Raw genomic sequence first — 3,081 nt, 5'->3', positions numbered from 1 at the left:
TTATCTATTAGAATCAGGTAAGAAAGTGTCGGTAGAGAATCCTTTATCTGTAAAGCGATTTATACACTTGACTTTTACGAGTTCGCTTTCGCGAAAGCGGAATTATAGGAAGACATCTGTCTAAAATCAAGACAGACAAGAGTGATTCAAAGTTGATTTGTGCTTATGCAAAACAGGTAGAATTAAAGCTGTGGCAAGGTAATTCTAAACATCAAATAGAATGCCTTCAAATGACTCGACTGCTGTCCATGCTTACCAAACAAAGCACTATGTATAAAAATAAACTACATGGAGAGGCTGTTTTAGGAAACCCAAGTAAAGTAGTTGTTAGTTCCATAAAACGTAGTTTAAAACAAGTACAGAAGGAAATAAAATTAATAGAGGATAAGTTGCTAGCCTTAGTAAAACAGGTGCATCATGATGTCCTAACTCGTTTAAAAAGCATTCCAGGGATAGGAGATAAGACTGCTTTAATGTTAGTTGTTTTAACCGATGGATTTGAGCGTTTTAAAAGTGGAAGTGAGCTATGCAGTTATGCTGGATTAACACCTATTATAAGGCAAAGCGGAACGAGCATAAATGGAAGAGCACGAATAAGTAAAATAGGTAACCAGAAGCTAAGAAACCTACTGTTTATGTGCAGTTTTAATGCTTGTAAATACAACAAAGCATGCAAGGCAATTTACGATCGAATAGTAGCCAAAGGAAAGAGTAAAAAACTAGCCTTAATAGCTGTCTGTAATAAGCTCTTAAAACAGGCTTTTGCTATAGCAAAATCAGGATTAATATATGATGATGGATATAGAAGTGTACTGGTTAGAAATTAAGTGAAATTCGCTTGTTTTTTACCACAGTTCTTTGTTGGCAGCTGGGTTTTATTTTTTTATGTAACCTAATTCCTTTGCTAATTCTATATATAATTTATTTTGTAAACCAAGACTTCCTGAACCTGAAAAATCACCTTCTTTCGAAAAGAATTCTTTTCCTTTACTTTCAGCTTTTTCCAATTCTGATTTAAGTAAAGTTGTTAAATCACCGGAAGAAATAGTTTTTAAATCAGCATTAATTTTCAATTTTCGATATATTGGATCAATTAATTTAATTAATGCTCCCATACCTGTCGTTTTACACAGGATATTTGGATATTTTCTAGAAGTGTCTTCGTCTTCTTTTGGCCAAAATTCATTAAATACTTCTTTAGTTGCCTTGAAATAAGATTTGAAAAATTTCGGAAGTATTTTGTAATCATCTCCATCATTTAAATAGTCCATTGGCATAGATGCCCAAATACTTTTAGGTCTAAAATGTGATAATATAGCTTCTACAAAAAATGCTTGTGAAAAATATCCTTTACCAGAACCCAACATTTTGATAAAACCTTTTAATACAGAATCCTCATTATTATTTAAATGCATAGCAAGCATATGTGAAAGGAATATATCGTTTTTATTAGGATCAGGATAAGATCCAAAAATATCATAGTATAAAGACTTATTTACAGGCTTTTGATTAAAATTCACATCAGCAAAAACTTTTCCTTGTTCCCATTTATCGAAACCTAATAAAATTGTACAATTGAATTCAAATTGTTTTATATAATCTAATACAAGATCATTAGTTAATTTGGGGTATTCATCTGTTAGTGCTTTTCTACCAATTTTTATACTATTGTTTAAAGCATCATTATAGAGTTTTATCATCCCCATTAATCTATGTTGACCATCTACGATTAAACCATATTTTCCATCAGGAACTGAAAGTTCAACGTTATTCTCAAAATTTTCATAATAAGCACCAATATACTCTTCTTTTTTTGCTGTTTCAATAAACTCCAAGTACTCCTTTTTTGTATCAAATTCTTGATTTAAATCAAGTGATATAATTACAGAAGTAGGAAATGAACCAAGTGCGTTAGTTTTTGAGGAATATATGTTAGATATTTCTTTCAATAAAAACTTATATATATTACTTACTCTTTTATCATTTGTTAATCTTTGGTAATAAGAGTTTTTAACCTCTTTTTCAACTTGACTAACATCTTTAATAGGAACAAATGGATCATAGTTTTGAGCTTCACGTGAGGTGAATTTCACCATACTTCTCAAAGTTGGAAAATCTATTGCAGAAATTGCAATTGGTTTCGAGGTCAATTGATTAACCAAAAGCCCCTTTATTTTAGTTATGTTACTCATTGTCAAAAGGGTTTTTTGTGTCATCAATAATTTGATCTACGTTATCATCATTAATTTCATCTTCAATAACTGGTTCAGGATCATCCGTAGTATTTTCTTCAGGAACTTCTTTGCTTTCTAATTTTTCAATTCTAGCATTAATTTTAAAAATAGATTTCTCTAACCTTCCAATTTCCTTTCTTAAAACCTCCGAACTAGCTTTTGTTGCTTGTTCAAAAACCTCACCTTTGTATTCTTCATCAAAGATTCTGTTAAACTCTTCTTTTGCTGAATTTTTAGCAATTTCAATAGAATCGGCTTTGGCTTCTTTTGCTGATACTTCAGCTATTTTTGTTGATTCATATTTAGCTTCTTCAATTGATCGAGATCTAATATCATTAGTGGATTTAAAACCGAAAAAACCTGCAATTGCTAAAATGATTGCTACTATTGCCGCATAAAGTTTATTGAAGAAATTATCATTTTCTTTATCTTCTACAAGGTTTAGTTGACGTTTCTGGATGTTATTAGATGTTTCTTTAATTTCAGATAATAACGAGTCTATTTTTTTAATTTCCAGCTTATTAATTTCATTAATTGAATCAGTCTTAACTCCGTGATATTCAATTTTAATAGTGTCTGTTTTAGGTTGTTCGACATTAAGAAACTTATATGTGATCGCTAAAACACCGATAACTGCAACTCCTATAATGATAGTTGCAAATGTGTTTAAAAGTAAATTATATCCTTTCATTTAGTTTGTTTTCGTTCAACCTTGCTGCCAACGGGCAAAGGTATAAGGCGTGTGAGGCGTTTTGCTTTAGATCCCTATGTTAGAGATGTTAATTTAGGATTTTAAAGATAGACTAATTTTGAATTATACAGCCTCACAGGTAGCCTTTAAAACGCC

2 protein-coding genes and 1 pseudogene are annotated in these 3,081 nt (G+C 30.9%); 1 reads left to right on the top strand and 2 read right to left on the bottom strand.

What is annotated here, in order from left to right; genetic code table 11:
* Positions 1–827, top strand: a pseudogene (locus tag ACJJVN_RS00015) (IS110 family transposase); the annotation flags it as partial.
* A 48-nt stretch (positions 828–875) separates the two neighbouring features.
* Here the strand turns inward: ACJJVN_RS00015 and ACJJVN_RS00010 are convergent.
* On the bottom strand, positions 876–2,192 hold the full coding sequence (locus ACJJVN_RS00010) for a DGQHR domain-containing protein (protein ID WP_405376579.1): 1,317 nt from the start codon (positions 2,190–2,192) through the stop codon (positions 876–878).
* Positions 2,185–2,925 carry a hypothetical protein gene (locus ACJJVN_RS00005; protein ID WP_405376577.1) on the bottom strand — a complete coding sequence of 247 codons (741 nt, stop codon included), beginning with the start codon at positions 2,923–2,925 and terminating at the stop codon, positions 2,185–2,187. The genes ACJJVN_RS00010 and ACJJVN_RS00005 overlap by 8 nt, the downstream gene beginning before the upstream one ends.
* Positions 2,926–3,081 lie beyond the last annotated feature (156 nt).

This window comes from Nonlabens sp. Asnod3-A02, from assembly GCF_045063755.1.
GTDB lineage: Bacteria > Bacteroidota > Bacteroidia > Flavobacteriales > Flavobacteriaceae > Nonlabens > Nonlabens xylanidelens.
Note: the sequence above shows the minus strand (reverse complement) of the source record. Positions and strands in the feature narration are given on the sequence as shown.

Coding starts and splice junctions, on each gene's coding strand:
- ACJJVN_RS00010 (WP_405376579.1), bottom strand. CDS start 2,192: ATGAGTAACATAACTAAAATAAAGGGGCTTTTGGTTAATCAATTGACC.
- ACJJVN_RS00005 (WP_405376577.1), bottom strand. CDS start 2,925: ATGAAAGGATATAATTTACTTTTAAACACATTTGCAACTATCATTATA.